Origin of the sequence: Lentzea kristufekii (genome assembly GCF_033949925.1) — a bacterium.
Taxonomy (GTDB): Bacteria; Actinomycetota; Actinomycetes; order Mycobacteriales; family Pseudonocardiaceae; genus Lentzea; species Lentzea kristufekii.
Window position 1 is genome coordinate 587,916 of the sequence record NZ_JAXAVV010000002.1, and the last position, 24,646, is coordinate 612,561.

Below are 24,646 nucleotides of genomic sequence, written 5' to 3' on the forward strand. Positions count from 1 at the left end.
ACGATCGGTAAACCCTGTTCCGCATGGAGGCCCGCACGTGACCGAGCCCGCCGCCGAGGCAACGCCGAACGCATCGGCGCCCGTCACCCCGGCTCGTGACGCCCAGCTGCTCGAACGCACCGTGTTCGAGGTGAAGCGGGTCATCGTCGGCCAGGACCGGCTCGTCGAGCGGATGCTCGTGGGTCTGCTGGCCAAGGGCCACCTGCTGCTCGAAGGTGTGCCGGGCGTCGCCAAGACGCTCGCCGTCGAGACGTTCGCCCGCGTGGTCGGCGGCTCGTTCTCCCGCGTGCAGTTCACGCCCGACCTGGTGCCCGCCGACATCCTCGGCACCCGCATCTACCGCCAGTCCACCGAGACTTTCGACGTCGAGCTCGGACCCGTCGTCGCGAACTTCGTGCTCGCCGACGAGATCAACCGCGCGCCCGCCAAGGTGCAGTCGGCGATGCTCGAGGTCATGGCCGAGCGGCACGTGTCCATCGGTGGCCGCACGTTCCCGATGCCGAACCCGTTCCTGGTGCTGGCGACGCAGAACCCGATCGAGAACGAGGGCGTGTACCCGCTGCCGGAGGCGCAGCGCGACAGGTTCCTGTTCAAGATCCAGGTCGAGTACCCGACCGCCGAGGAAGAGCGCGAGATCGTCTACCGCATGGGCGTCGAGGCGCCCACGCCGAACCAGGTCCTCTCGCCCGAGGAACTGGTGCGCCTGCAGGGCGTCGCGTCGCGCGTCTTCGTTCACCACGCGCTCGTCGACTACGTGGTCCGCCTGGTGATCGCGACCCGCGCGCCCGGCGAGCACGGCCTCACCGACGTCGCCGGCTGGGTCGCCTACGGTGCCTCGCCGCGTGCGTCGCTCGGCATCATCGCCGCCGCGCGTGGCCTCGCGCTCGTCCGCGGCCGCGACTACGTGCTGCCGCAGGACGTCGTGGACGTCGTGCCGGACGTGCTGCGCCACCGCCTGGTGCTCTCGTACGACGCGCTGGCCGACGGCGTGCCGATCGACCACATCATCACCCGAGTGCTGCAGATCGTGCCGTTGCCGCAGGTGTCGGCCCGTCCGCAGCAGCCGGTTCCGGCTGGTAGGCCGTGAGCAGGGACAAGGCCGAGGAGGAGCGCCCGTCCTGGGCGCCGCCCGTCCTGCGCGGCGTCAAGATGGAAGCCGCGCTGCGCATGCTGGAGCTCGAGGTCCGGCGCCGTCTCGACGGCCTGCTGCAGGGCAACCACCTCGGCCTCGTGCCGGGGCCGGGCTCCGAACCGGGCGAGGCCCGCACCTACCAGCCCGGCGACGACGTGCGCCGGATGGACTGGGCGGTCACGGCCCGCACGACGATCCCGCACATCCGCGAGACGGTCGCCGACCGCGAGCTGGAGACGTGGCTGGCGATCGACCTGTCGCCGTCGCTCGACTTCGGCACAGCCGCGTGCGAGAAGCGCGATCTCGCCATCGCCGCGACGGCCGCGGTCGCGCACCTGACGCGGGGCGGCGGCAACCGGATCGGCGCCGCGGTCTCGACGGGCGCGGAGAGCGTCCGCATCCCGGCGCGCGGCGGCCTGGCCCACGCGCGCGGCATGATCCGCAAGATCGCCGAGATCGACCGGGCGCCCGAGGGCACCCGCGGAGACCTGGCCGCGTTGCTCGAACAACTGCGCCGTCCGCCGCGCCGGCGCGGCCTGATCGTGGTGATCTCCGACTTCCTCGGCGAGATGGAGTGGCAACGGCCGTTGCGCGCCCTGTCCGCGCGTCACGACATCGTGGCCATCGAGGTCGTCGACCCGCGTGACGTCGACCTGCCCGAGGTCGGCACCGTCGTGCTGTCCGACCCGGAGAGCGGGCGGCAGCGCGAGGTGACCGCGTCCGCGTTGCTGCGCAAGGAGTTCAACGCCGCGGCCGCGGAACACCGGGGCGAGGTGGCGGCGGGCCTGCGGCGCGCGGGCGCCGGGCACCTGGTGCTGCGGACCGACTCGGACTGGATCGCGGACACGGTTCGTTTCGTGGTGGCGCGCAAGCGCCGCTGGTCTGGGGGTGTCGCATGAGCTTCTCGAACTTCGTCGCCCCGTGGTGGTTCCTGCTGCTGCTCGGCGTGGCACTGCTCACCGCCGGATACGTGGTGGCGCAACGGGTCCGCCGCAAGCGGGTGCTGCGGTTCACGAACCTGGAACTGCTGGAGAAGGTCGCGCCCAAGCGGGAACGCTGGTCGCGCCACGTCCCGGCGGCGTTCCTGCTGGCCGCACTGGCGTTGCTGACGGTCGCGCTGGCCGGCCCGACGTCCGAGCAACGGGTCCCGCGCAACCGGGCGACCGTGATGCTCGTGGTCGACGTGTCGCTGTCGATGAAGGCCACCGACGTGAAGCCGTCGAGGCTGGAGGCCGCGCAGGTGGCCGCCAAGTCGTTCGCCGAGGGCCTCACGCCGGGCATCAACCTCGGCCTGATCTCGTTCGCCGGCTCGGCCACCGTGCTGGTCGCGCCGACCACCGACCGCGCCGCCGTCACGCAGTCGATCGACGGGCTCAAGCTCGCCCAGTCGACCGCGACCGGTGACGCGCTGGTCGCCGCGATGGCGTCGATCGACTCGTTCGGCAAGGTCGTCGGCGGCGCCGAGGGCCCTCCGCCCGCCCGCATCGTGCTGATGACGGACGGCAAGGAGACCGTCGGCACCCGCAAGGCCTTCGACGCGGCCGAGGACGCGAAGAAGGCCGGCACCCCGATCTCCACGATCTCGTTCGGCACCGAGGACGGTGTGGTCGACATCGAGGGCCGGCAGCAGTCCGTGCCCGTCGACGACGACTCGATGAAGGAGATCGCGAAGATCTCCGGCGGCGAGTTCTTCAAGGCCGCCTCCGCCGAGGAGCTGCGGCGCGTCTACGACACGCTCGGCGAGCAGATCGGTTACGAGAAGAAGCAGGCGGACGCGTCGAAGCCGTGGCTGTTGCTCGGCACGATGACGGCGATGTTCGCCGCCGCGGCGGCCTTGCTGCTGGGTCAGCGCCTGCCGTAGATCAGCTCGACCACACCTGTTCCGAACGCCCTGGTGCTCTTGAGCGCCAGGGCGATCGGCTTCTTGAAGAACGGTGTGCCCTCTCCGATCGCGACCGGGTTGAGGTAGAGCCGGACCTCGTCGATCAGGTCGTGCTCGAAGAACGACCCCACCAGCTGCGCGCCGCCGACCATGCTGTCGCCGGGCAGCGCCCTGATCTCGTCGGGCACGACCTCGCGCTTCACCGTGGTGTTCCAGCCGGTGGTCTCCAGCGTCCGCGAGTAGACGATCTTGGGCATCTCCCGCCAGATCCGGCCGAAGTCGTGCATCGGCTGCGGCCACTCCGGGTGGTCGTCGGTGTGCGGCCACGCTTCGAGCATGGTCTCGTGGTTGCGGCGGCCGTCGATGAACCTGTCCATCCGCGCGAGCTCGGTGTTGAAGTGCTCGTGCATCTCGTCGTCGACGACGTGCCAGCTGATGTCGTGGCCGGGGCCCTCCATGAACCCGTCCAGCGAGACCGACGCCATCGTGATGATCATCCGTGGAGCCTCCGGTACTCCGCTGCCGCGCCTGGGTGCAGGGGCACCTTGCCCGTGTCGATGAGGCTGCGCACGTCGAGGTACTGGGTGCCGAGTGCCTGCTCCGGCACGAGTTCCGCCGCCCTGCCCACGAGCAGCCGCACGACGGCGCCCGCGAACTCGGTGCTCAGGTCGGGGCGGCACACCAGCAGGTTCGGCGTGCCGATCGTGGGGACGTCGACGGGGGAGCCGTAGACGCCCATGCGGACGTCCACGCGTTCGTAGACCTTGCCGTAGTCCTCGCGCAGTCTCGGCAGGAAGCCGTCGAGCGGCAGCAGCCTGATGCCGCTGGCCCTGTCGAGTTCCGGGGTCGGGACGCCGCCGGACCACAGCAGGGCGGCGATCTCGCCCGCCTTCAGGGCGTCGACTGCGTTGCGCAACGGGTAGTGCTCCTCCTGCACGCCCAGCGCGAGCCTGGAGCCCTGCAGCGCGGCGCCGGAGCCGTCCGCGCCCAGCGACACCGGCTTGCCGATGAGGTCGGCCGCTGTCGTGTACGGCGAGGACTGCAGGACCACGAGCTGCAGGTAGTTCTCGTAGACGCGGCCCAGGGCGACGAGGCCGGGTTCCATGTGGGCGCTGTCGCTCAGGGAGAGGCCGATGTCGGCGCCGCCCTCGCGGAGGTGTTTCAGGTTGTCGGCGCTGCCGCCGGTCTCGACCGGGGTGATGGTCAGCGGGCTGGGCGCCAGGCGGGAGATCAGCGCGGCGAAGTCGTTGTAGAAACCGCCGGGCTCGCCTCCCGCGATCCTGATCGTGCCGGCGGGTTCGCTCGTTCCGCACGCGGTGAGAGCGAGTGCCCCGAGCAGGAACGTCCGGCGCCTCACAGCAACGGCTCCTTCGGCAGTTCCACCGTCACGACGAGTCCGCCGTCCGTGCGCAGCCGCAGCTTTCCGTCGTGCGCGGTGACGATGCGTTCCGCGATGGCCAGGCCCAGTCCCGTGCCGCGGCGGGAGTCGTCGCCGCGCCAGAACCGTTCGGTGGCGCGCCCGATGTCCTTTTTGGACAGGCCCGGGCCGTTGTCCCGCACGGTCAGTGTGGCGCGGTCGCAGATCACGGTGACCTCGGTGCCGCCGTACTTGATGGCGTTGTCCAGCAACACGTCCAGCACCTGCGCGAGGTCCGACACCGCGCACCGCACGAGCCCGGGCGTGCGGTCGTCGACGGTGATCGTGACGCCGTCCGCCTGGGCCGCCGCGCGCCAGGCGTCGACGCGGTCGTGCGCCACGACCTGCAGGTCGGCGAGTTCGGGTTCGACGCCGCCCGCGGCGCGTTCGGTGGCGGTGCTCTCGGCGGAGGCCAGCGCCAGGAGCCCGTCCAGCAACGACTCCAGGCGTTCGACCTCGGTCAGCAGCGAGCCGTTGGACGGCAGCATGTCGACGCGCAACCGCAGCGCGGCCATGGGGTTGCGCAGCTGGTGCGAGGCGTCGGCGATCAAACGTCGTTGCTGGTCGGCGGCCTCGGCGACGGCGTCGGACATGCGGTTGAACGACTCCGACAACGCCCGCAGCTCGGCCGGACCGGCGGTGTCGGCGACGTGGGTGCGCCGTTGCCCTTCCGCGACCGCCCGGACGCCCCGGTCCAGTTCCTTGAGCGGCCGCAGCAGCCAGCGGGACACGACGAGCGCCAGCAGCACGCACGCGCACGCCGCCAGCAACGCCCCGGCCAGCACCAGTGCCCACCGCCGTGCCACGTCCAAAGCGGCTACGCGCGTCGAGGCCCGCAGCACCACGGCGCCCGCGACCTTCGTGCCGATGCCGACGGGCCGGGCGAACAGCACGTCGCCGCCGCTCCACGGCAGCACGGTCGGCACGGGCGCGGCGGGCTGGTTGCGCAGCGCCGCGTCGATCTGCGGCGACACGTCCTCGACCGTCATGCCCGACTCGACGACGGGCGTGCCGGACGCGTCGACGACCACGATCTCCTCGCCGTACACCTCGGCGTAGCGCTCCGCCTCGGAGACCACGACGTCGACCGGCAGCGTGGCGAAGCGGTCCAGATCGGCGGTGCGGCTGATCACGAACTGCTGGGTGCGCTCCGAGGCCGTGCTCATCAGCAACGGGAAGGCGAACGCGGTGACAGCCGAGAGCGAGAACAGCAGCAGCACCAACAGAAGCCGTTGCCGCATCTATTCACCGAGCCGGTAGCCGAAACCGCGGATCGTGTGCAGCAGACCCGGCCGGTCGAGCTTGGCGCGCAACTGCGTGAGGTGGACGTCGAGCGTGCGTGAGACCGCCACGAACGCGTTGCCCCACACCTCGTCCATCAGCTGCTGGCGGCTCACCGCCGTGCCGGGCCGGCGCGCCAGCACCGCGAGCACGTCGAACTCCTTGGTGGTCAACGAGATCTCGCGCCCGCCGACCACGACCTGACGGCTCTGCAGGTCGATCTCCACATCGGACACCCGCACGAGCTCGTCCGGTTCCTGCGACCGGGCCGCGCTGCGCCGCGCCACCGCGTCGATGCGCGCCAGCAACTCGGCCAGCCGCACCGGCTTCACCAGGTAGTCGTCCGCGCCCAGCCGCAGCCCGCGCACCACCGTGCGTTCGTCACCGCGCGCCGTCAGCACGAGCACCGGCACCGGGTCGATCTTGCGGAGCTTGCGCAACACCTCCAGGCCGTCCTGGTCGGGCAGTCCGAGGTCGAGCAGCACGACGTCCGCGTCGCGGTGGGCGATCAGCGCGTCGGCACCCCTGCGCACGCGGGCAGGCCGGTGGCCGTTCGCCCGCAGCGCTTCCACCAGGGCGTCGGCGACACCGTCGTCGTCTTCGACCAACAGCACCCGCATGGGAGCAGTATCGCCCCATGAGGTCGTTTCTGTGGTGTGCCGACGCGCTTAAGTGACTGTAAAGAAGCCTCAGCCCAGGTTGTGAGGGGTGCGGCGCCGTCGGAATGGTGTCCGGCATGACAGTCGTTCAGGAGAAGAGCAGCGAGCGCCGGGTGGTGGCGAACGTGCTGCGCGGGTCGGTCGGCAACTTGATCGAGTGGTACGACTGGTACGCCTACACCGCGTTCAGCATCTACTTCGCCGCCGCGTTCTTCCCGAAGGGCGACCAGACCGCGCAGCTGCTCAACACCGCCGCCGTGTTCGCCGTCGGCTTCCTCATGCGGCCGCTGGGCGGCTGGTTGCTCGGCCGGTACGCCGACCGGCACGGACGCCGTGCGGCGCTGACGTTGTCGGTCACGCTGATGGCCGCGGGCTCGCTGATCATCGCGCTGACGCCGTCGTACGCGTCGATCGGTGTCGCCGCGCCGGTGTTGCTGGTGCTCGCCCGGTTGCTGCAGGGCCTGTCGGTCGGCGGTGAGTACGCGACCTCGGCGACCTATCTGTCCGAAGTGGCCTCTCCCGCACGGCGCGGCTTCTACTCCAGCTTCCAGTACGTGACTCTGACGGCCGGCCAGCTGGTGGCGCTGGGCGTGCAGATCGTGTTGCAGCAGTTCCTCTCGAAGACCGAGATGATGGAGTGGGGCTGGCGGATCGCGTTCGTCATCGGCGCGACCGGGGCGGTCGTCGTGATGTGGCTGCGGCGCGGCATGGACGAGTCGGCGAACTTCGAGAAGCAGAAGGAGAGCGCCGACGAGAAGGGCACCTTCAGGGCGTTGCTCAAGCACCCCAAGGAATGCCTGCTCGTCGTGGGTCTGACGCTGGGCGGCACGGTCGCGTTCTACACGTTCACGACCTACCTGCAGAAGTTCATGGTGAACACGAGCAAGATCGACGCCGCGACGGTCAGCTGGATCAACTTCGCCGCGCTGCTGGTGTTCGTGGTGCTGCAGCCGGTCGCGGGCGCGTTGTCGGACCGGATCGGGCGCCGTCCGCTGCTGCTCGGGTTCGGGGTGCTGGGCACGCTGGCCACCGTGCCGTTGCTGTCGACGCTCGCGAAGACCTCCGAGGCGTTCCCGGCGTTCCTGCTGATGCTCGGCGGCCTGGTGATCGTCACCGGCTACACGTCGATCAACGCGATCGTGAAGGCCGAGCTGTTCCCGACGAACATCCGCGCGCTCGGCGTGGGCCTGCCGTACGCGCTGACCGTGGCGATCTTCGGCGGCACGGCCGAGTACGTGGCGCTGTGGTTCAAGCAGGCCGGCATGGAGTCGGTGTTCTTCTACTACGTCGCCGGGTGCGTGCTGATCTCGTTGCTGGTCTACGGGTTCATGCGCGAGACCTCGAAGGACTCGGTGCTGGACCGCGACTAGCGACCGGCGTTTCCCGTCGGTCAGCGGTGAACCACGCCCAGGCGGGCCGCCAGCGCGCTCGCCAGGTGGACCGGCTCGCGTTCGGTCGTGTGGCGGATCTGCGTGCGGCAGCTGAAGCCGTCCGCGATCACCAGCGCGTCCTCGTTGTCCCGCAACGCGGGCAGCAGGTCCTGCTCGGCGCACGCGATCGACACGTCGTAGTGGCCCTTCTCGAAACCGAAGTTGCCCGCGAGCCCGCAGCAGCCCTCGACGACCGTCGGCTTGAGACCCGCCCTGGCCATGGCCTCGCGGTCCGGGTCGAAGCCGAGTTCCGCGTACTGGTGGCAGTGCGTCTGCACGACGGCCTCGCGGGTGCCCTCCACCGCGGGCAGCATCGGCGCGACGTGCTCGGCGAACGTCCGGGTGGCCCGCGCAAGCGCTTGGACGGCGGGGTCGTCGGACAGCTTCGGCGCCTCCACGCGGAGGAACGCCGTGCAGCTCGGTTCCAGGCCGATCACCGGAACGCCCCGGCTCGTCCACGAGAGCAGCGCCCGCGCGGTGCGTTCGACCACCCGGCGTGCCTTGGCGAGCTGGCCGGTCGAGTGCCAGGTCAGTCCACAGCAGACGTTCGCGGACGGCACCTCGACGTGGTTTCCCAGATGTGCCAGCACATTCGCGGCGTCAAGTCCGATGCCCGGCTCGAAGAAGTTCGTGAACGTGTCCGGGAACAGCAGCACCGGATCACCCTTGCCGAGAGGGTGCAGCTGACGGACCAGGGGAGTGGTCCGGCGCGGCAGCTCGCGTTCCGGCGTGATGCCCGCGAACCGGCCGAGACGGGCCGTGAACCTGTTGACCAGACCGTACTTCAGCCAGGTCGGCAGCCAGCCCATGGCGTAGTGCGACCGCGGCCTGATCCGGCCTTTGTAGTGCTCGTGCAGGAACTCGGCCTTGTAGCTCGCCATGTCGACGTCGACCGGGCAGTCGCGCTTGCAGCCCTTGCACCCCAGGCAGAGGTCGAGCGCCTCCGCGACCTCCGGCGACCGCCAGCCGCCCTTGATCACGTCGCCGTTGAGCATCTCGAACAGCAGGTGCGCGCGACCTCGCGTGGAATGCTTCTCCTCCAAGGTGGCGCGGTAGCTCGGGCACATCACACCGCCCTTGGTGTTCAGGCACTTGCCGACGCCGACGCACCGGCGCGTGTCGCTCGCGAACTCCGCGCGGGTCGGGATCTTCGGAGGTGCGACGAGGACCCGCAGGTCCTCGTCGAGCTTCAGCGGCTCCACGATCCGGCCGGGGTTGAGCAGGTTCCGCGGATCGAACGCGCGCTTGAACTCACCGAACGCCCTGATCGCCGCGGGCGGGTACATCCGGCCCAGCAGCTCGGACCGCGCCTGGCCGTCGCCGTGCTCGCCCGACAGGCTGCCGCCGTGGCTGACGACCAGGTCGGCGGCGTCCTGCAGGAACTCGCGGTACCCGTGGGCCAGGTCGAAGTCGATGCGGACGTGCAGGCACCCCTCGCCGTAGTGGCCGTAGGTGATGCCGCGCCGTCCGTACCTGGTCAGCAGCTGGTCGAACTCGCGCAGGTAGGTGCCGAGCCGTTCCGGCGGGACGGCCGCGTCCTCCCAGCCCGACCACGCCTCGCTGCCGTCGGCCATGCGGGTGGCGAGCCCGGCGCCGTCCTCGCGAATCCGCCACAGCGCACGCTGGTGGACCGGGTCGTGGATGATCATCGAGTTCTTGCTGATCCTCGCGACCCGCTCGGGGTGGTCCTCGACCTCGACGAACAGCCAGCTGCGGCCGTCCGGCAGGTCGGGGCGGGTCCGGACGCTGTGCACCAGTGCCTCGTTCAGGCCCTCGATCGCGAGCGCGTCCTCGATCTGGGTGACCTGGTCGGCGGCTTCGTAGGTGTCCGCGAACCCGAGCACGACCAGGACGCGGCGTTCCGGCCTGCGCACCAGCTTCAGCTCCGCGCCCAGCAGCACGACACAGGTGCCCTCGGTGCCGACCAGTTGCTGCGTCAGCGTCGGGGCGTCCAGCGCGTACCCGCTGACGCGGCGGCTGAGCTGAGGAAACCACGCCGGGTCGTGGGCCGGCAGGGCCAGTTCCGGCGGGTTCGTGGTGTCGAACGTGCGGCCATCGACCGTGAGGACGCTCAGGTTCGTGACGTTCTCGCTGGTCTTGCCCCACTTCACCGAGTGCGCGCCGCACGCGTTGTTGCCGATCATCCCGCCGATGGTGCAGCGCGAGTGTGTCGACGGATCGGGGCCGAACAGGTAGTCATCGGCTTGGGCGTTGATCCTGTCGAGCACCGCGCCCGGCTGGACCAGCGCCCGGTCACCGGAGATCTCGAACGCGGTCAGGTACCGGCTGAAGTCGATCACCAGGCCGGTGCCGCACGCGTTGCCCGCGATGGACGTTCCCGCGCCCCTGCTGGTGATCGGCACGCCCTGTTCGGCCGCGATCGCCACGGCCGTCACCACGGCGTCCGTCGTGCGCGGGCGGACGACCACCCGCGGCACGTGCCGGTAGTTCGACGCGTCCGCCGAGTACAGGGCCCGGCTCGCCGGGTCGTCCAGGACGTCACCGTCCACCTGGCGCCGGAGCTGATCGAGAAAGGCCCGCATCACCCGATCATGCCCGGACGGATGTGACATGGCTCCGCCGATGCCGGACTACCTGCCGGTAGCCGATAGCCTCACCCGGTCAACCAGCAGCGATTCTCAGGAGAGCTAGTGAGTCGGTCCGTTCTGGTCACCGGAGGCAACCGCGGCATCGGCCTCGCGATCGCGCAGGCGTTCGCGGCGCAGGGCGACAAGGTCGCGGTGACGCACCGCGGGTCCGGCGCTCCCGAAGGTCTGCTCGGCGTGAAGTGCGACGTGACGAACTCGGAGGAGATCGACGCCGCGTTCACCGAGGTCGAAGCCGCGCACGGTCCCGTCGAGGTGCTCGTCTGCAACGCGGGCATGACGAAGGACACGCTGCTGCTGCGCATGAGCGAGGAGCAGTTCACCTCGGTCGTCGACGCGAACCTGACCGGCGCGTTCCGCTTCGCCCAGCGCGCCTCCCGCGGCATGCTGCGCAAGAAGTTCGGCCGCATCGTCTTCATCTCGTCCGTCGTGGGCCTGACCGGTGGCCCCGGCCAGGTGAACTACGCCGCCTCCAAGGCCGGCATGGTCGGCATGGCGCGCTCGATCGCGCTGGAGCTCGGCTCGCGCAACATCACCGCGAACGTCATCGCGCCCGGCTTCATCACCACGGACATGACCGCGGAGCTGCCCGAGGCCGTCCGCGAGGCAGCGCTCAAGCAGATCCCGGCCGGCCGCTACGGTGCGGCCGACGAGATCGCGCGCGCCGTCACGTTCCTCGCGGCGAACGAGGCGGGCTACATCAACGGTGCCGTGCTGCCGGTCGACGGCGGCCTCGGCATGGGCCACTGACTTTCTCGAACCACGGCTGGTTTCCCGTACTGCGAAAGGGTTGGATCAAGTGACCGGACTGCTCGAAGGCAAGCGACTGCTGATCACCGGTGTGATCACCGACGCGTCGATCGCCTTCCACGTCGCACGCGTCGCCCAGGAGCAGGGCGCCGAGGTCGTGCTGACCGGGTTCGGCCGGATGAGCCTCGTGCAGCGCATCGCCCAGCGCCTGCCCAAGCCCGCGCCCGTCGTCGAGCTCGACGTGCAGAACCAGGAGCACCTCGACACGCTCGCCGACCGGGTGCGTGAACACGTCGACGGTCTCGACGGCGTCGTGCACGCCATCGGCTTCGCCCCGCAGAGCTGCCTCGGTGCCCCGTTCATGGACGCGCCGTGGGAGGACGTCTCCGTGGCGATGCACGTCTCCGCGTACTCGTACAAGGCGCTCGTGCAGGCCACGCGCCCGTTGCTGTCGCACGGCTCGTCGATCGTCGGCCTCGACTTCGACGCCCGTCAGGCGTGGCCCGCCTACAACTGGATGGGCGCGGCGAAGGCGGCGTTCGAGTCGATCAACCGCTACATGGCGCGCGACCTGGGCCCGGACGGCATCCGCGTGAACCTGATCTCCGCCGGCCCGGTGCGCACCATGGCCGCGAAGTCCATCCCGGGCTTCGGCGAGCTGGAGAAGATGTGGGGCGAGAAGGCTCCGCTGAGCTGGGACGTCGACGACCCCACGCCGGTCGCGAAGTCCGTCTGCGGCCTGCTCTCCGACTGGTTCCCGGCCACCACGGGCTCGATGGTGTTCGTCGACGGCGGCGTGCACTTCCTCGGTCTCTGACGTCACATCCGTTCGTCATGTGAGGCGTTCGGGCGTCTGATTGGATGGAGCGGTGAGTTTCGATGCGCTGCTCTGGCTGTCGTTCGGCGGCCCAGAAGGTCCTGAGGACGTCCGTCCCTTCCTGGAGAACGTGGTTCGCGGACGTGGCGTGCCGCCGGAGCGGCTGGACGAGGTCGAGGCCCACTACCAGCACTTCGGCGGCGTGTCGCCGATCAACCGCCTGAACCTCGAAGCCATCGACGCCGTGCGGGCCCGCGGCTTCGAGCTGCCGATCTACTTCGGCAACCGCAACTGGCACCCGATGGCCGAGGACGCCGTCGCGCAGATGAAGGCCGACGGCGTGAAGCGCGCCCTGGTCTTCCCGACGAGCGCGTACGGCGGCTACTCCGCGTGCCGGCAGTACGACGAGGACATCGTGCGTGCGCTGCAGGCCGTGCCGGACGGCCCGGAACTCGTGAAGCTGCGCCAGTTCTTCGACCACCCGCTCTTCATCTCCGCGTTCGCCGACGGGGTGCGCGCCGCGGCCGCGTCCCTGTCCGGCCCGTACCGCCTGGTGTTCACCGCGCACTCGGTGCCGGTGTCCGCCGACAAGGCCGCCGGACCGCCCGCGGAAGGCGGCTACCGCTACTCGCGCCAGGTGGTCGAGGCCTCCCGTCTCGTGGCCGCGGAGCTGGGCATCACCGAGTACGACGTCGTGTGGCAGTCGCGTTCGGGCCCGCCTCAGATCCCGTGGCTCGAGCCGGACGTCGTCGACCACATCGACGCCCTGCACGCCAAGGGCGTCACCGGGGTCGTGGTGTGCCCGATCGGTTTCGTGTCCGACCACCTCGAAGTGGTGTGGGACCTCGACACCGAGGCCCGGGACCGCGCTCTGGAGCTCGGCATGGAGTTCGCCCGCGCCGCCACGCCGAACGGGGATCCGCGCTTCGCCGAGCTCGTGACCGAGCTAATCGCGGAGCACACGTCCGGTGCACCCGTGCGGAAGCTGTCGTCGTTCGTGGTGGCGGGGTGCACGGTGAACGGCGCGCCGTGTGCGCCGTTGTGCTGCGAACCGGCCAAGAGGCCCGCCCGCACCTAGCAGTAATTTTTCAACGGGTGCAGAATTGGTTTCATGACCAGTTCCGCGGCCGTTGAGGTCACCGGGCTCCGGGTGAGCCGGGGCAAGCGTCTGGTCCTGCGGGACGTGAGCTGCGCAATCCCGCGGGGCAGTGTCACCGGGCTGCTCGGCCCGTCCGGCTGCGGCAAGACGACGCTGATGCGCTCGGTCGTCGGCGTGCAGATCGTGGAGTCCGGCGACGTGACGGTGCTCGGCGCACCCGCCGGCAGTCCCGGGCTGCGCGACCGGATCGGGTACGCGACCCAGAACCCCGCTGTCTACGCCGACCTCAGCGTGGCGGAGAACATCCGCTACTTCTGTGCCGTGCTCGGAGCTCCCAGGTCCGACGTGCCGCGCGTGATCGACGAGGTCGGGCTCGGCGGGCACGAGTCTCAGCTCGTGTCGTCGTTGTCAGGCGGTGAGCTGTCGCGGACGAGCCTCGCGGTCGCGTTGCTCGGCAAGCCCGAGTTGCTGGTGCTGGACGAGCCGACCGTCGGCCTCGACCCGCTGCTGCGCGACGAGCTGTGGACGTTGTTCCGGAAACTCGCTGATCGTGGCGTCACGCTGCTCGTCTCCAGTCACGTCATGGACGAGGCCGCGCGCTGTGAGCGGCTGCTGCTGATGCGCGACGGCGCGCTGCTGGCCGACGACACTCCGGCCGCGCTCCTGTCGCAGACCGGCACCAGCGACCTGGAACAGGCATTTCTCTCGCTGGTCCGGGCGAAGGAGGCGGCGTGAGCACCTCGATCCTGCTGGCCACGACCGCGCGCATCCTCAACCAGTTCCGCCACGACCGCCGCACCGTCGCGCTGATGGTGCTCATGCCGTCGCTGCTGCTGATCCTGCTGCGGTTCGTCTTCAACTCCGACCAGGCCTTCAGCCGCGCCGCACCGGCCCTGCTGGCGGTCTTCCCGTTCGCGATCATGTTCATCGTCACGTCGATCACGACCCTGCGCGAGCGCACCACGGCCACGCTCGAACGACTGATGACGATGCCGATGGGCAAGCTGGACCTGTTGTTCGGCTACGCGCTGGCGTTCGGGATCGTGGCTCTCGTCCAGGTGCTGGTCGCGGTCAGCGTCTCGCTGACGTGGCTCGGCCTGGAGATCGGTGGCTCGGTGTGGCTGCTCGTGGTCATCGCAGGGCTGGACGCGCTGCTGGGCACGGCGCTGGGCCTGTTCGCGAGCGCCTTCGCGCGCACCGAGTTCCAGGCCGTGCAGTTCATGCCGTTGTTCGTGATGCCGCAGGTGTTGTTGTGCGGGCTGTTCGCGCCCCGAGAGGCGATGACGCCCGTGCTGGAGTGGCTGTCGAACGTCATGCCGCTCTCGTACGCGGTTGACGCGCTCACGGCCGTGACGACGTCGTCCGACATCACGGGAGAACTGGTGCGGAATCTCGCGATCGTGGCGGCGTGCGGACTGCTGGCGCTGGTGCTGGGCGCGGTGACGCTGCGCAGGCGCACGCCCTGATCACCGGCCCTGCAGGGCCGCGGTCAGCGACTCCTCGGCGTTGGCGGGCAGGGCGCCGTCGTGGTCGAGGGCATAACGGACGATGGCGCGGAACTCGTCGCTGAAGCGTGAGTAGTACGGCGTGACCGGTCGTAATCGGGCGTCCTCGATCGCCTTCAGGAGTGTGCGGGCGTAGGGGTGCTCGCTGGCGACCCGGCTGTCCTGGTAGACGATGCCGCGGGTGGCGGCGAGGCCTCCTCGTTCGAAGAGGAGCTGCTGGCTGCGGGGGCCGGTGAGGAACTCGATCAGCGCCTGGGCGGCGCGCGGTTTGGTGGACTTCGCGGAGATGGCGAGGTTCTGGCCGCCCAGGACGCTCGGGCCGGGCAGCTGCGCCACCTCGAAGTCGATGCCGGGACGGCCGGCGGACTCGCCGCGGTTGCCCTCCAGGATGCGGTGGGCCACGGGCCAGTTCCGCATGAAGGCGATCTTGCCGTCGCGGAACGCCTGGGTCGTCAGCTCCTCGCTCTGGGTGCGGGACTCGGGCAGCACCACGGGCTTCTCGCCCTTGAGGCCGTCGGCGAGCCAGCGCAGGGCACGGCGGGTGCGGTCGGAGTCGATCACGACCTTGCCGGTCTCGTCGACCACGTCGCCTTTCTCCGCCCAGATCAGTTCCAGGGCGTTCACGGTGAGGCCCTCGTAGTCGAGCAACTGGCCCGCGTAGCCGGCGGTGAGGCGGGCGTCCTGCGCCGCCCGCAGCGCGCGGGTGGAGGTGTCGGCGATGTCGTCGAGGCCGAGAGGTTCGTCCTGGACGAGGTCCTTGCGGTAGAAGAGCAGACCCGCGTCCGTGTTGAACGGCAACGCCCACAGGACACCCTGGTAGCGGCAGCTCTCCAGCGGACGGCGCAGGAATCCGCTGGTGTCCACAGCGGACAGCGGGCGCAGGTAGCCGGACTGGGCGAACTCCGCGGTCCAGGTGACGTCGAGGTTGTAGACGTCCGCGTTCTCCGCCTTCTCCCGCGCCAGCGCGACCATCTCGCTGCGCTGGCCGTCCGCCTCCGTCGGCAGCTCGACGATCTCCGCGGGCTGTTCGGGGTGCTCGGAGTTCCACTGGTTGATCAACGCGCGCCGCTGGCCGCCGTCGCTCTGGTCGCGGCCGCTGAGCACGACGAGCTTGCCCTTCTCCCACTCCGTCGACTCGCGGAAGAGCGGCTGGATCCCGCTGGTGAACAGGATCGTCAGCACGATGCCGACGGCCACGCCCATCGCGAGCCACGACCGGTTCGCCCACACCACGCCGGGCGGGCCCAGCCTCGGCAGGGCCGCCCACGTGCGCCGCAACCACCTCATCCGGCACCTCCCCACACCCGGCGGAACAACGCCGCCAGGTCGTCGCCGAGCGTGTCCGTGGTCGAGTCGCGGCACTCACCGCCGGACGCGTCCGTGATCGAGGTCAGCGCGTGCGCCGCACAACTGGCTTCGCCGACGGCGATGACGAACACCCGGATCCCCTTCTGCCGCACCGCGTCCACCACGTCCTGCCTCGTTTGCGCGCTCGTCGTGTCCTCGCCGTCGGTCAACGCGATGACCGCGCTCACGTGGTCCGCGTCGTCGGTACCGACCCGGTCGAGGCTGTCGAGGATCGCCTGGTGCAGAGGCGTGCCACCGGAGGGCCGCACCGCGTTCAGCGCGGCGGCCGTGGCCTCCTTGTCACGCCGGCCGAGCGGGATGAGCGGCCGGACCGCGTTGTCGCTGAACACCGACAGGCCGTACGTGTCCCTGGCGCCCATCTGCGTGAGCGCCTTGCGGACACCGTCGACCGCCACGGCGAACCGCTGCTCACCGGTGGCCGTCGGCTCGACCATCGACCCGGACGCGTCGAGCGTGAGCCAGACCCGGCCGTCCCTCTTGGCCTGTTCGTACTTCTTCAGGAACGCGGCCTGGTCCTCCTCGCCGGGCGTCGCCTCGGCCCGGTCGAGCGCCAGACCGGCCCGCACCCCGAACTCCTCGCGGAACTCGGCCCCCGCGGCCTGCCGGGCGGGACGCAACCCGGCGGCGTTGAGCGCCGTCATGCCCTTCTGCGTGCCGAGCCACGCCTGGAACGCCTTCGCCTGCCCCCGGGCGGCGAGGTTCGACACGCCCTGCGCGTCCCACTCGACGAGGTTCAGCGGGTAGTCGGCGCGGTAGGTGTCCGACGGGTACAGCGCGGTGAGGCACGGCTTCTGCGCGCAGCCGGTCTTGTTGTGCCGCAACAGGACCTGCTCGGTCGTGATCATCGCGGAGCCCGGCTGCGGCCGGTCGGCCTCCGCGACCCTGCGCTCGACGACGGCCGGTTCGAGCGTGTCGTACAGCGCCGCCGTGGCGAGCCTGCCGTCGATCGCCGTCAGCGGGTTCGGCCTGCCGATCGCGATCCCGGTCCTGCCGACCTTGGTCAGCAGGTCGCCCCAGTTCTCGGAGGAGCTGGAGACGACGTCCTGCGCGATCTGCGCGGGCACGGCGAGCACGACGGGCGAGAACGCGACCGAGTCGCCCGGCGTGATGCGCACCGCCGACCCGATGCCGCCGGTGCGGCGCACCACCTCGTTCGTCTCCGCGGTCGAGTCCGGCAGCCACACGTCCGGGTGTGGCCCGATCTCCCGCAGGTCCTGCGACGACCACGAGGCCCGCAGCGCGAGCGCACCCCTGTTGCCCGGTGCCGAGAACACGTAGAGCCGCGCCGTGCGGCACCCGTGGTTCTCCGCCGCCGTGTGCTGCTCGAACTTCCGCGCCACGTCACCGATCGCGGGCGCCGCGTCCTGCGACGTCAGGACCCGCACCTCGGTCGGTTGTGGACAGCCGAGCAGCAGCACCCGCCCGTACGCGATCACCGGTGGCGCGGCGACCGCGATCAGCCCGGCCGCGACCACCAGCACGGCCGTGAACACCACCCAGCGCAACCGGATGCGTTTGGCCAGCTGGTTCAACCGGTCGATCGCGGACGCGGACAGCACGAGGAGCGTGGCGCCGATGCCGTAGAGCACCCACGACTGCCAGGTCGCCAGCGCCCCGGTGGCCGTCTCGGAGAGCAGGTGCCCGGCGACCGCGGTCAGCATCAGGGCGCCCGCGTACCTGGGCGCTGTGCTCGACCGGCGCTGGTCGACGTCCTCCATTCCGCGTTCCTCCCCATCGGCACCCTATGCGGGGGCACCGACAGTTCTGGGGGAGTTGCCCGCTCACGCGGGGTCGCGGGTGGAGAACCACTCGTTCGGGCCAGTGACCGCCCCGTCGATCACGACGAGGTCGTCTACCCGCAGGTGAGCGCGGGGCCGCACCTGACCGGCGTCAGTGCCTGCCCGCGCCGCTGTCCGCCAGGACGCGCACGGCCTCGTCGACCGCCGCGCACCGTGCGCGGCGCACGGCTTCGGAGACCGGGCGCAGTGCCTCGGTGCGGGCGGTGATGGCCGACGCCGACAGCGCGCCGCCGGGGGAGTCAGCGCTGGCCACGGACACGATCGCGGCCACCTCGGCGGCCCGTTGCAGCACTCGGAGCGCTCGCGGTGGCATCGCGTCCGGCCACGGCAGCGTGGAGTTCTCGGCCGCGAGGTCGGCGATCTCCTTGCGGACGTTCGGGCGGTGCTTGGCCACGTCCAGCGTCGCCAGGGCCGCCGTCGCCTCGCGCAGTGCCGCGCCCAGGCCGTGCTCGGCCTCACCGATCGCGATGTGTTCCAGGCCGTTGGACGACGGCAGGTCGAACACCGTCCAGCGCATCACGCCGTCGGCCACGATCTTCGGCACGAGCCCGATGTGCACACCTGGGACCACGAGCGCCTCACCGGAGCGCAGCGCGCACGTCGAGAGGGTGCCCTTGCCGCCGAGGCCTCGTACATCGCCCGGTACCGGTAGCACCAGCCGGGCGGAGGTGGCGCCCGCTCGCCGCAGGGCGGCCAGCAGGAGGGCGGGGCCCACGGGGGCCTCGTCGGGACCGGGGAGGTCGAGCGCCGTGGCGGTGCCGTCGTCGTCGGCCACCACCTCGTGCTGCTCGGCCCACGTGTGCAGGGCGTCGAGGACGTCGTCGGCGGCGGCTAGACCGTGCAGCCAGCCCGACGTCCACACGACCAGCGTGGCACTTGCACAGGACACCCGACGAGATTACGTTGCCGGGCCCCGTGAGCCCCACCCGGTGTGCCCGATCCGAGACAGCTACTTGGCCGGACCGATGTGCTCCTCGAGCAACGACCGGAACGACGTCAGGTCCTCATCGGACGCGAAGGCCCGGTGCGGCACTGACAGCGACGCCGCGCCCTCGTCCAGCGTCTCCAGGACGAAGCCCTGCCGCGTCTCGGTCCAGCCCGGCAGCTCCTCCCAGACGATGTCCTCGCGCACCGCGTTGCCCACGGCCATCCGGAACGACCGGGCGTCGGCGCTGCCGATCACGGTCCGGCTGATCATCTCGTCGGACGTGAAGCGCCACCACACCGCGACCGGCTCCATGAAGCCGATGACCAGCGCGCACACCAGGCCGAAGAGCGCCACGAACAGCGTGTCCTCGAAGCCCAGCAGCAGCACGAGGGAGAACACCGCGAGCACGAGCGCGAACCACGGCGCCCATCTGAACATCGGCACCATCGCGCGCAGGCTGGCCCGCCAGTCCGCGGGTGACGGGGCCCATCTGAAGTCGACACAGTTGCTCATAACGCCTCGCATTGTGCTGCACGATGCCCGCATGCATCTGGGGGATGACGAAAAGGGGGGCCGTCGCGCGCCGGACCGTCCTGAAGGGCACGGCGGCCGCACACGCCGTGGCCCCCGACGATCCGGAACAACGACTGCTGCAGCTCGTGCCCCGGCGGCAACGGGATCATCCACACGCTCTACGCCGGCGGCCGCATCAAGTGGTTCAAGCACTTGGGCCGCGACAACGGCACCTGCAACTGGGCCAGCGGCGACGGCCGTGGGATCGGCAGTGGCACAAGTGAATGCTCACGAATCCCGCCAACGGCGAGGGTTACTGGGCACCGGGCACTGACAACATCATCCGTCGCGGCTTCGGCCAGTACTCGTACGTCTTCGCCGACATGAACGGCGTCATCTACGGCCTTCGTCACGGCGCGTTGCTCGGCCGTGTGATCTACACGGGCGGCAACGGCATGTACGAGCGCGTCGAGTACGACACCGCCGGTGGGTTCGTGCTGCACCGCCACGAGCGCGGCCACCGCTGGACGTGGCGTGACCAGGGCCTGCCGGAGTCGCAGGTGCTCGGCGTCGCCTACGACAGCTACTCCTACATGGAGATGTACCCGTACGTCGTCACCGCCGACCGCCCGTTCCTGGAGGGCACCGGGCTCGCGGTCGGCGACAGGTTCGGCGAGACCGGGTACAACTTCGCGGCCAGCGGCTGGGAGGTCGACACCAGGGCCGGCGCGGTCCGGAGGCACCCGGTGTCGTCCAGTTCGCTCAAGGAGAACAGGCGCACGGTGCCGAGATGTGCGTGCTGCCAAGCCGGACGGTGGATGGGTGTTCAGCGCGAGTTCCCTGTGTTTCAACGGTGCTCTCGCCCACGACCCGAAGATGTCGCGGATTCTGCTCAACGCGGTGAACGCCGCTCAGCTCCCGTAGCTGGAGTCGCTCCACGTCGACGGGTCAGGTTCGGGTGCGTAGCGTCGTCTGCGTGACCCAGAACCTGGCCCGCACGGCGGGCGAACTGCGCGCCGCCGGGCACCTGCCGCGCGGCGTCAAGACCGAGATCAGGGAGAACCTCCTCGCGGCCCTGCGCGAAGGACGCAACCCGTGGCCCGGCATCGTCGGTTTCGACCGCACGGTGCTCCCGCAGCTCGAACGCGCGCTGCTCGCCGGCCACGACGTCGTCCTGCTCGGCGAGCGCGGGCAGGGCAAGACCCGCCTGCTGCGCAGCCTGGTCTCGTTGCTCGACGAGTGGACGCCCGTCATCGAGGGCTCCGAGCTGGGCGAACACCCGCTCGACCCGATCACGCCGGAGTCGAAGCGCCGTGCCGCCGAGCTCGGCGACGACCTGCCGGTGGTGTGGCGGCACCGCGACGAGCGCTACGCGGAGAAACTCGCGACGCCCGACACGTCCGTCGGTGACCTGGTCGGCGACGTCGACCCGGTGAAGGTGGCCGAAGGACGTTCGCTCGGCGACCCGGAGACCATCCACTACGGCATGCTCCCGCGCGCCCACCGCGGCATCATCGCCATCAACGAGCTGCCCGACCTGGCCGAACGCATCCAGGTGTCGTTGCTCAACGTCATGGAGGAGCGCGACATCCAGGTCCGCGGCTACACGCTGCGGCTGCCGCTGGACGTGCTGCTCGTGGCGACCGCGAACCCCGAGGACTACACGAACCGCGGCCGCATCATCACGCCGCTGAAGGACCGCTTCGGCGCCGAGGTGCGCACGCACTACCCGCTGGAGATCGAGGCCGAGGTCGACCTGGTCCGGCAGGAGGCCGACCTGGTCGCCGAGGTGGGCGACCACCTGCTGGAGATCATCGCCCGGTTCGTCCGGCACCTGCGCGAGTCGTCGTCGATCGACCAGCGCTCCGGTGTCTCGGCCCGGTTCGCGGTCGCGGCGGCGGAGACCGTCGCGGCGTCGGCCCTGCGCCGGTCCGCGCTGATCGGCGAGACCCCGGCCATCGCCCGTCCGGTCGACCTGGAGTCGGTGCCGGACGTGCTGCGCGGCAAGCTCGAGTTCGAGGCGGGGGAGGAGGGCCGCGAGGAGGAGGTCCTGGTCCACCTGCTGCGCCGCTCGATCGCCGACACCGCGCGGGCCCGTCTGGCCGGGCTGAACCTGCGTGCGCTGGCCGAGGTCGTCTCCGACGGCCACCCCGTCGCCACGGGAGACCGCGTGCACGCCGGTGACCTGCTGGCCGCGTTGCCGGAGCTCCCGATCCTGCACGAGGTCGCGGCACGGCTGGGCGCGGGCCCGAAGGACCCCGTCGGCCGCATCGCCTCCGCCGTGGAACTGGCCCTGGAGTCGCTGTACCTGACGCGCAACCTGTCGAAGGACAACTCCTCCGACGACGACCGATCGGTTTACGGATGACCTCTTCCCACGGCGAGCCGGGGGAAGCCACCCTCGTGGTTGGAAGTCGCTGTTCTCGGCCCATCGCCGCCTTGGGTCACCAGCGAAGGGACGGTGTGCCGCCCACGGTCTTGCACAAGCTCCACCGACCTGACTTTCCGCCGGCCTGGCGGTAGGCCGGTCACCCGGCATCTCCCAAAATCACCCGGACCGCATGCCCTCTGCGGCACGGTGGGCGGTTGCCCGGGTCGATCGCCTGATTCCTCAACGGAGGCGAACCGATGAGATATCGCTACGGACGCTGGGGCGGCGGCGCCGATCCGCTGGCGCCCCCGGTCGACCTCCGCGCGGCCGTGGACGAGCTCGGCCGCGAGGTCATGGAGGGCGCCTCACCGGCGTCCGCCCTGCGTGAGCTGCTGCGCCGCGGCGTCGACGGCACCCGCGGCCTCGACGACCTGACCTCGCGCCTGTGGCAGCGCCGTGCGTCGATCCAGCGTCGGCACCGCCTCGACGGCACGCTGACCGAGGTCAAGCAGCTGCTCGACAAGGCGGTCGAAGCCGAGCGCCGCACGCTGTTCCCGGACCCGTCCGACGACGCGCGCTTCCGCGAGGCCCAGCTCGACGCCCTGCCGCCGGGCACCGCCGCGGCCGTCCAGGAGCTCTCCTCCTACGACTGGCGTTCCGCCGAGGCGCGCGAGGCGTTCGAACAGATCCGCGACCTGCTCGGCCGCGAACTGCTGGACCAGCGTTTCCAGGGCATGAAGGAAGCACTGTCCAACGTGGACACCGAGGACGTGCGCCGGATCCAGCGCATGTTGCGGGACCTCAACTCGCTGCTGGAGGCGCACGCGTCGGGCTCGCCGGACACGCCGCGCCTGTTCGACGACTTCATGCGCAAGCACGGCGAGTTCTTCCCGGAGAAGCCCCGCAACGTCGACGAGCTCATCGACGCCCTGGCCGCCCGCTCGGCCGCCGCGCAACGCATGATGAACTCGATGACCGACGCCCAGCGCGCCGAACTGTCCGCGCTGTCCCAGCAGGCTTTCGGCGGCATCGGCTCCCAGCTGTCCACTCTGGACTCCCTGCTGCAGCAGCTGCGGCCGGGCGAGGACTGGACGTCGTCCGCCCGCTTCCGCGGCCAGGACCCGCTGGGCCTGGGCGAGGGCGCGCAGGCGATGGCGGACCTCGCCGAGCTCGACGCCCTGGCCGAGCAGCTCTCCCAGTCGTATCCGGGCGCCCGTCTGGAGGACATCGACCTGGAGGCGCTGGAACGCCAGCTGGGCGAGTCGGCCTCCGTCGACGCGCGCCGCCTCGCGGAACTGGAAAAGGCGCTGCGCTCGCAGAACATCGTGGAACGCGCCCCCGACGGTTCGCTGAAGCTGACGCCCAAAGCGTTGCGGCGCCTCGGCGAGACGGCCCTGCGCGGCGTGGTCGACCAGCTGCGCTCGTCGCAGGGCTCACGCGAGACCACCTCGGCCGGCGCCGCGGGCGAACTGATCGGCTCCACCCGTCCGTGGCAGTTCGGCGACACCGAACCCTGGGACGTGCCACGAACCCTGCGCAACTCCGTGCTGCGCTCCGGCAAGTTGTCGCTGGACGTCGTGGACCTCGAAGTGTCCGAGACCGAACACCGCACCCGTGCGGCTGTCGCGTTGTGCGTGGACACCTCCTGGTCGATGGTGCAGGACGGCCGTTGGGTACCGATGAAACGCACGGCCCTGGCGTTGTATCACCTCGTGCGCACCCGTTTCCGGACGGATGCCCTGCAGTTGGTGACGTTCGGGCGTTATGCCGAGGCAGTGGACATCGGACAGCTGACGGCGTTGGAAGGCGTGTGGGAGCAGGGCACGAACCTGCACCACGCCTTGTTGCTGGCCGGGCGCCACGTCCGTCGCCATCCCGATGCGCAACCCGTGGTGCTGGTCGTGACCGACGGCGAACCCACCGCGCACCTCGAACCCGAGGGCGACGCGGAGTTCAACTACCCGCCGCTGCCCCGGACGCTGACCAAGACCTTGAACGAGGTCGACGCGCTGGCCCGGCTCGGGGCGACGATCTCGGTGTTCAAGCTCGGTGACGACCCGCGGCTGGCGGCTTTCGTCGACATCGTGGCCCGGCGTGGTGGTGGCCGGGTGGTGTCGGCCGACGAGGAAGGTCTCGGGGCCGCGGTGGTCAGCGACTACCTGAGGTCGCGGCGTCGGCGGCGGTGATGCGTCGGTACCTCCTCGCGGTCGTGCTGAGCGGCGTGCCGTCCACCGTGCACGCCCTGATGGCGGGCGACGACGTGTTGCGCGCCACCAGGGCTGCCGGGTCGTTGGTCGGCGGTGGGGTGCGTGAGGGCGTGGTGGTGCATCTCGCCGTGTCGGCGTTCTGGACCGTCGTGCTGACGCGGCTTCGAGTGCGGGGTGCCGTGGCGGGAGCCTTGGCAGGGCTGCTGATCGCCGCCCTCGACCTGGAGGTCGTCGGACGCCGCAACACGCAGATCCGCGCTCTGCCACGAGTTCCGCAGTGGCTGGACCACGTGGCGTTCGGCGTGCTCGTCGCTCAGAGGTCGTAGAGCGCGGCCAGGCGGGGGAGGCGGGTGGCCATTTCCGCGCTGTCGTCGAAGTCGAAGTCCCAGTCGGGGTCGAGGTCGGGGTAGCGGATCCTGAAGGCGTCCTGCGGCAGCTGCATGCCGGTGGCCTTGAGGTGGGCGTTCCACGCGATCGACAGGGCCTCCTGGCAGTCGAACTCCATGCCGGACTCGGCGGCGGCCACGACCGCGGGTAAGGCCGCCAGCGAGTCCGGGTCGGCGAGGGCGGTCGTGTAGACCTCCTCGCCCTGGGTCACCAGCCAGCCGCGGAAGTAGTCGAAGCCGTCGTCCGAGCAGCCGCCGTTGATCACGTAGGCCGCCGCCCACAGCGGGTTCTGGTACGAGGCGGTCAGCAGTTCCCACAGGACCTGCTGGGTCGCGACGATCTCGGCGGGCGGCCGGTCGGCGAGCAGGGTGGTGGCCGCGGCCGCCACGGCGTCGCCGTCGGACGGGTCGGTGACGCTCGCCCTGGCATCGGCGATGAGCTTCCAGAAGGTCTTCGGATCCACGTCCTGGAGCTTGACAGAGGGGTCTGACAATT

23 protein-coding genes are annotated in these 24,646 nt (G+C 70.6%); 13 read left to right on the plus strand and 10 right to left on the minus strand.

The genetic code is table 11. The annotated features are described in order from the left end of the window. The first annotated feature begins 37 nt into the window (after positions 1-37). The 3 genes from SK571_RS06400 (at position 38) to SK571_RS06410 (ending at position 2,993) form a co-directional block, all read left to right on the plus strand. Complete coding sequence (locus tag SK571_RS06400; protein WP_191304813.1) at positions 38-1,087, plus strand: AAA family ATPase; 1,050 nt, start codon at positions 38-40, stop codon at positions 1,085-1,087. Positions 1,088-1,149: 62 nt separating this feature from the next. After that, positions 1,150-2,031 carry a DUF58 domain-containing protein gene (locus SK571_RS06405; protein ID WP_258950551.1) on the plus strand — a complete coding sequence of 294 codons (882 nt, stop codon included), beginning with the start codon at positions 1,150-1,152 and terminating at the stop codon, positions 2,029-2,031. Beyond that, entirely contained in the window at positions 2,028-2,993 is a 966-nt protein-coding gene (locus SK571_RS06410) for a VWA domain-containing protein (protein ID WP_319983086.1), read from the plus strand. Before SK571_RS06405 ends, SK571_RS06410 begins: the two co-directional genes overlap by 4 nt. Here the strand turns inward: SK571_RS06410 and SK571_RS06415 are convergent. From SK571_RS06415 to SK571_RS06430, 4 genes are read right to left on the minus strand one after another with little or no spacing between them, the layout of a single operon-like run. Further along, positions 2,978-3,511: a dihydrofolate reductase family protein gene (locus SK571_RS06415; RefSeq protein ID WP_319983087.1), complete on the minus strand. Its 534-nt coding sequence runs from the start codon at positions 3,509-3,511 to the stop codon at positions 2,978-2,980. The two genes, SK571_RS06410 and SK571_RS06415, sit on opposite strands and share 16 nt — an antisense overlap. After that, positions 3,508-4,371, minus strand: coding sequence for a TAXI family TRAP transporter solute-binding subunit (locus SK571_RS06420; RefSeq protein ID WP_319983088.1), 864 nt, complete (start codon positions 4,369-4,371; stop codon positions 3,508-3,510). The genes SK571_RS06415 and SK571_RS06420 overlap by 4 nt, the downstream gene beginning before the upstream one ends. Next, complete coding sequence (locus SK571_RS06425) at positions 4,368-5,672, minus strand: sensor histidine kinase (RefSeq protein WP_319983089.1); 1,305 nt, start codon at positions 5,670-5,672, stop codon at positions 4,368-4,370. Before SK571_RS06425 ends, SK571_RS06420 begins: the two co-directional genes overlap by 4 nt. Next, positions 5,673-6,332 (minus strand): response regulator transcription factor, encoded by a 660-nt coding sequence (locus tag SK571_RS06430; RefSeq protein WP_319983090.1) that lies wholly within the window; start codon positions 6,330-6,332, stop codon positions 5,673-5,675. A gap of 116 nt (positions 6,333-6,448) precedes the next feature. Between SK571_RS06430 and SK571_RS06435 the strand changes: the two genes are divergently transcribed. Further along, entirely contained in the window at positions 6,449-7,741 is a 1,293-nt protein-coding gene (locus SK571_RS06435; protein ID WP_319983091.1) for an MFS transporter, read from the plus strand. Positions 7,742-7,761: 20 nt separating this feature from the next. Here SK571_RS06435 and SK571_RS06440 read toward each other — a convergent pair whose 3' ends face one another. Then, positions 7,762-10,344, minus strand: coding sequence for an FAD-binding and (Fe-S)-binding domain-containing protein (locus SK571_RS06440; protein ID WP_319983092.1), 2,583 nt, complete (start codon positions 10,342-10,344; stop codon positions 7,762-7,764). Positions 10,345-10,452: 108 nt separating this feature from the next. Here SK571_RS06440 and SK571_RS06445 point away from each other — a divergent pair, with 108 nt between their 5' ends. The 5 genes from SK571_RS06445 to SK571_RS06465 are packed head-to-tail and all read left to right on the plus strand — an operon-like array spanning position 10,453 to position 14,539. Then, entirely contained in the window at positions 10,453-11,157 is a 705-nt protein-coding gene (locus SK571_RS06445) for a beta-ketoacyl-ACP reductase (protein ID WP_319983093.1), read from the plus strand. Between the two features lie 49 nt (positions 11,158-11,206). Then, on the plus strand, positions 11,207-11,974 hold the full coding sequence (gene fabI / locus SK571_RS06450; protein ID WP_319983094.1) for an enoyl-ACP reductase FabI: 768 nt from the start codon (positions 11,207-11,209) through the stop codon (positions 11,972-11,974). A gap of 52 nt (positions 11,975-12,026) precedes the next feature. After that, on the plus strand, positions 12,027-13,052 hold the full coding sequence (locus SK571_RS06455; RefSeq protein WP_319983095.1) for a ferrochelatase: 1,026 nt from the start codon (positions 12,027-12,029) through the stop codon (positions 13,050-13,052). Positions 13,053-13,085: 33 nt separating this feature from the next. Next, the gene (locus SK571_RS06460) at positions 13,086-13,808 is read left to right on the plus strand and encodes an ABC transporter ATP-binding protein (protein WP_319983096.1); all 723 of its coding nucleotides are present in this window, start codon (positions 13,086-13,088) and stop codon (positions 13,806-13,808) included. Next, positions 13,805-14,539, plus strand: coding sequence for an ABC transporter permease (locus SK571_RS06465; RefSeq protein WP_319983097.1), 735 nt, complete (start codon positions 13,805-13,807; stop codon positions 14,537-14,539). Before SK571_RS06460 ends, SK571_RS06465 begins: the two co-directional genes overlap by 4 nt. On the opposite strand, the gene SK571_RS06470 is transcribed toward SK571_RS06465, so the two are convergent. From SK571_RS06470 to SK571_RS06485, 4 genes are all read right to left on the minus strand, one after another. Further along, the gene (locus tag SK571_RS06470; protein WP_319983098.1) at positions 14,540-15,865 is read right to left on the minus strand and encodes an extracellular solute-binding protein; all 1,326 of its coding nucleotides are present in this window, start codon (positions 15,863-15,865) and stop codon (positions 14,540-14,542) included. Further along, positions 15,862-17,664, minus strand: coding sequence for a vWA domain-containing protein (locus SK571_RS06475; RefSeq protein WP_319983099.1), 1,803 nt, complete (start codon positions 17,662-17,664; stop codon positions 15,862-15,864). The genes SK571_RS06470 and SK571_RS06475 overlap by 4 nt, the downstream gene beginning before the upstream one ends. Before the next feature lie 172 nt (positions 17,665-17,836). Further along, positions 17,837-18,634 (minus strand): hypothetical protein, encoded by a 798-nt coding sequence (locus SK571_RS06480; RefSeq protein ID WP_319983100.1) that lies wholly within the window; start codon positions 18,632-18,634, stop codon positions 17,837-17,839. Positions 18,635-18,694: 60 nt separating this feature from the next. Continuing rightward, positions 18,695-19,120, minus strand: a complete 426-nt coding sequence (locus tag SK571_RS06485; RefSeq protein WP_319983101.1) for a YcxB family protein — start codon at positions 19,118-19,120, stop codon at positions 18,695-18,697. A 350-nt stretch (positions 19,121-19,470) separates the two neighbouring features. On the opposite strand from SK571_RS06485, the gene SK571_RS06490 reads away from it, so the two are divergent. The 4 genes from SK571_RS06490 to SK571_RS06505 all read left to right on the plus strand — a co-directional run bounded on the left by SK571_RS06490 (position 19,471) and on the right by SK571_RS06505 (position 24,090). Continuing rightward, positions 19,471-20,166: a N,N-dimethylformamidase beta subunit family domain-containing protein gene (locus SK571_RS06490; RefSeq protein WP_319983102.1), complete on the plus strand. Its 696-nt coding sequence runs from the start codon at positions 19,471-19,473 to the stop codon at positions 20,164-20,166. Further along, on the plus strand, positions 20,163-21,554 hold the full coding sequence (locus tag SK571_RS06495) for a sigma 54-interacting transcriptional regulator (protein ID WP_319983103.1): 1,392 nt from the start codon (positions 20,163-20,165) through the stop codon (positions 21,552-21,554). Before SK571_RS06490 ends, SK571_RS06495 begins: the two co-directional genes overlap by 4 nt. Positions 21,555-21,814: 260 nt before the next feature. Beyond that, positions 21,815-23,743: a vWA domain-containing protein gene (locus tag SK571_RS06500; RefSeq protein ID WP_319983104.1), complete on the plus strand. Its 1,929-nt coding sequence runs from the start codon at positions 21,815-21,817 to the stop codon at positions 23,741-23,743. After that, the gene (locus SK571_RS06505) at positions 23,743-24,090 is read left to right on the plus strand and encodes a hypothetical protein (RefSeq protein WP_319983105.1); all 348 of its coding nucleotides are present in this window, start codon (positions 23,743-23,745) and stop codon (positions 24,088-24,090) included. Before SK571_RS06500 ends, SK571_RS06505 begins: the two co-directional genes overlap by 1 nt. On the opposite strand, the gene SK571_RS06510 is transcribed toward SK571_RS06505, so the two are convergent. Further along, the gene (locus SK571_RS06510; RefSeq protein ID WP_319983106.1) at positions 24,078-24,614 is read right to left on the minus strand and encodes a DUF4240 domain-containing protein; all 537 of its coding nucleotides are present in this window, start codon (positions 24,612-24,614) and stop codon (positions 24,078-24,080) included. The genes SK571_RS06505 and SK571_RS06510 overlap by 13 nt on opposite strands. Positions 24,615-24,646: the final 32 nt, after the last annotated feature.

Excerpts from the sequence above, each read along its gene's own strand:
- SK571_RS06405 (WP_258950551.1), top strand. The coding sequence starts at position 1,150 with ATGGAAGCCGCGCTGCGCATGCTGGAGCTCGAGGTCCGGCGCCGTCTC.
- SK571_RS06410 (WP_319983086.1), top strand. The coding sequence starts at position 2,028 with ATGAGCTTCTCGAACTTCGTCGCCCCGTGGTGGTTCCTGCTGCTGCTC.
- SK571_RS06415 (WP_319983087.1), bottom strand. The coding sequence starts at position 3,511 with ATGATCATCACGATGGCGTCGGTCTCGCTGGACGGGTTCATGGAGGGC.
- SK571_RS06425 (WP_319983089.1), bottom strand. The coding sequence starts at position 5,672 with ATGCGGCAACGGCTTCTGTTGGTGCTGCTGCTGTTCTCGCTCTCGGCT.
- SK571_RS06430 (WP_319983090.1), bottom strand. The coding sequence starts at position 6,332 with ATGCGGGTGCTGTTGGTCGAAGACGACGACGGTGTCGCCGACGCCCTG.
- SK571_RS06435 (WP_319983091.1), top strand. The coding sequence starts at position 6,449 with ATGACAGTCGTTCAGGAGAAGAGCAGCGAGCGCCGGGTGGTGGCGAAC.
- SK571_RS06440 (WP_319983092.1), bottom strand. The coding sequence starts at position 10,344 with ATGCGGGCCTTTCTCGATCAGCTCCGGCGCCAGGTGGACGGTGACGTC.
- SK571_RS06460 (WP_319983096.1), top strand. The coding sequence starts at position 13,086 with ATGACCAGTTCCGCGGCCGTTGAGGTCACCGGGCTCCGGGTGAGCCGG.
- SK571_RS06470 (WP_319983098.1), bottom strand. The coding sequence starts at position 15,865 with ATGAGGTGGTTGCGGCGCACGTGGGCGGCCCTGCCGAGGCTGGGCCCG.
- SK571_RS06475 (WP_319983099.1), bottom strand. The coding sequence starts at position 17,664 with ATGGAGGACGTCGACCAGCGCCGGTCGAGCACAGCGCCCAGGTACGCG.
- SK571_RS06485 (WP_319983101.1), bottom strand. The coding sequence starts at position 19,120 with ATGGTGCCGATGTTCAGATGGGCGCCGTGGTTCGCGCTCGTGCTCGCG.
- SK571_RS06490 (WP_319983102.1), top strand. The coding sequence starts at position 19,471 with ATGCTCACGAATCCCGCCAACGGCGAGGGTTACTGGGCACCGGGCACT.
- SK571_RS06500 (WP_319983104.1), top strand. The coding sequence starts at position 21,815 with ATGAGATATCGCTACGGACGCTGGGGCGGCGGCGCCGATCCGCTGGCG.
- SK571_RS06505 (WP_319983105.1), top strand. The coding sequence starts at position 23,743 with ATGCGTCGGTACCTCCTCGCGGTCGTGCTGAGCGGCGTGCCGTCCACC.